Source organism: Actinomadura sp. 7K507 (genome assembly GCF_004348425.1).
Lineage (GTDB): Bacteria > Actinomycetota > Actinomycetes > Streptosporangiales > Streptosporangiaceae > Spirillospora.
In genome coordinates, this window is the sequence record NZ_SMKK01000510.1 from 1 (window position 1) to 1,776 (window position 1,776).

The following is a 1,776-nucleotide window of genomic DNA, read 5'->3' on the forward strand; positions in this document are numbered from 1 at the left end:
GAGGTGGGGACGAATGGCCGTCGTTGCGGTGGCTGCTGCCCGCAGCACTCAGCCTGTCCTCATTTCCCGGGCCGCCGGCTGATCCCGTCCCGCATTCCCACTGCGGCGCGTGCGCGCCGGGGCCCTCTTCACGCAAGGGTTCCAGAACATTGTCCTTCGCATTCGCGGGGCCGTCCCGCCTGGCCGACTACGGCTGGGACGCGGCCCTGGAGAACGATTTCACCTCTCATCGCGCGGCGGGGCTGATCCCCGCGCGCGTGGCCGCGGTCGACCGCGGCCTGTGCGACGTGGTCACCGAGGACGGCCCGATGCGGGCCGGAACCGGGCCCGTCGCCTCCTGCGACGACCCGGCGGCGGCGCCGTGCACGGGCGACTGGGCGGCGCTGCGCCGCGGCGGCCCGGACGGGCGGCCCGTAGTGGCGGCGCTGCTGCCGCGCCGGACCGCGATCGTGCGGTCGTCGGCGTCGCGGGACTCGCGCGGCCAGGTGCTGGCCGCCAACGTCGACACCGTCGCCGTGACCGTCTCGCTGGCCGCGCGCCTGGACCTGGGGCGCGTCGAGCGGCTGCTGGCGCTGGCCTTCGAGAGCGGGGCGCGGCCGTTGGTCGTGCTCACCAAGGCCGACGAGGCGTCCGGCGCCGTCACCGACGCCGAGGCGGAGGTCGCCTCCGCGTCCCCGGGCGTGGACGTGGTGTCGTGCAGCGCCACGCTCGGCGACGGCGTCGACGTGGTCCGCGCCGTCCTGGCGGGCACGGTGGTGCTGGTCGGGCCGTCGGGCGCGGGCAAGTCCACGCTCGGCAACGCGCTGCTCGGCACGCAGGCGCTGGCCACGGGCGCCGTCCGGGAGCAGGACGGCAAGGGCCGGCACACGACCGTCCGGCGGGAGCTGCTGCCGCTGCCGGGCGGCGGGGTCCTGATCGACACGCCGGGCCTGCGCGGCGTCGGCCTGTTCGACGCGTCCGAGGGGCTGCGGGAGGTCTTCGCCGACATCGAGGACCTGGCCGCCGGGTGCCGGTTCGGCGACTGCGCGCACCGCACCGAGCCGGGCTGCGCCGTCCTGGCCGCGATCGAGGACGGGACGCTGCCGCCGCGCCGCCTGGCCAGCTACCGCAAGCTGCAGCGCGAGAACGACTGGATCGCCGCACGCGGCGACGCGCGGCTGCGCGCCGAGCGCAACGACCGGTGGAAGGCGCTCACCCGGTGGCAGCGGCAGATGTACAAGGAGCGGGGGCGGGACCGGTGATGTGGACGACGAGGCCGGAGACCGCCGCCGACGCCGGCGCCGTCCGCCGGGTGGTGGAGGCGGCGTTCCCGACCGCCGAGGAGGCCGTCCTGGTGGACGCCCTGCGCCGGGACGCGGCGTGGGTGCCGGGCCTGTCGGCGGTCGCCGAGACCCCGGACGGCCGGGTCGCCGGGTACGCGCTGCTGACGCGGTGCCGCGTCGGCGGGTCCGGCGCGCTCGCGCTGGCGCCGGTGGCGGTCCTGCCGGAGTACCAGCGGCGGGGCGCGGGCGGCGCGGCCACCCGCGCGGTCCTGGACGCGGCGGCCGCGCGGGCCGGCGAGCGGGCCGGCGAGCGGCTGGTGGTGCTCGGGCATCCGGAGTACTACCCGAGGTTCGGGTTCGTGCGGGCGTCGGCGCTGGGGGTGTCCGCGCCGTTCGAGGTGCCGGACGAGGCGCTGATGGCGCTGGTGCTGGACGGGCCGGGCCCGGTTCCGTCCGGGACGATCGCCTACCCGCCGCCGTTCGGCGTCTGAGGTGAGGGCCGTGGCCGGCGGGG

Annotated in this window: 2 protein-coding genes; both read left to right on the top strand. The window is 77.6% G+C overall.

The annotated features are described in order from the left end of the window. Window positions 1–149: 149 nt before the first annotated feature. On the top strand, window positions 150–1,241 hold the full coding sequence (gene rsgA / locus E1285_RS44920) for a ribosome small subunit-dependent GTPase A (RefSeq protein WP_132161009.1): 1,092 nt from the start codon (window positions 150–152) through the stop codon (window positions 1,239–1,241). Beyond that, window positions 1,241–1,753 (top strand): N-acetyltransferase, encoded by a 513-nt coding sequence (locus E1285_RS44925; RefSeq protein ID WP_132161010.1) that lies wholly within the window; start codon window positions 1,241–1,243, stop codon window positions 1,751–1,753. The genes rsgA and E1285_RS44925 overlap by 1 nt, the downstream gene beginning before the upstream one ends. Window positions 1,754–1,776: the final 23 nt, after the last annotated feature.

Excerpts from the sequence above, each read along its gene's own strand:
- E1285_RS44925 (WP_132161010.1), top strand. The coding sequence starts at position 1,241 with ATGTGGACGACGAGGCCGGAGACCGCCGCCGACGCCGGCGCCGTCCGC.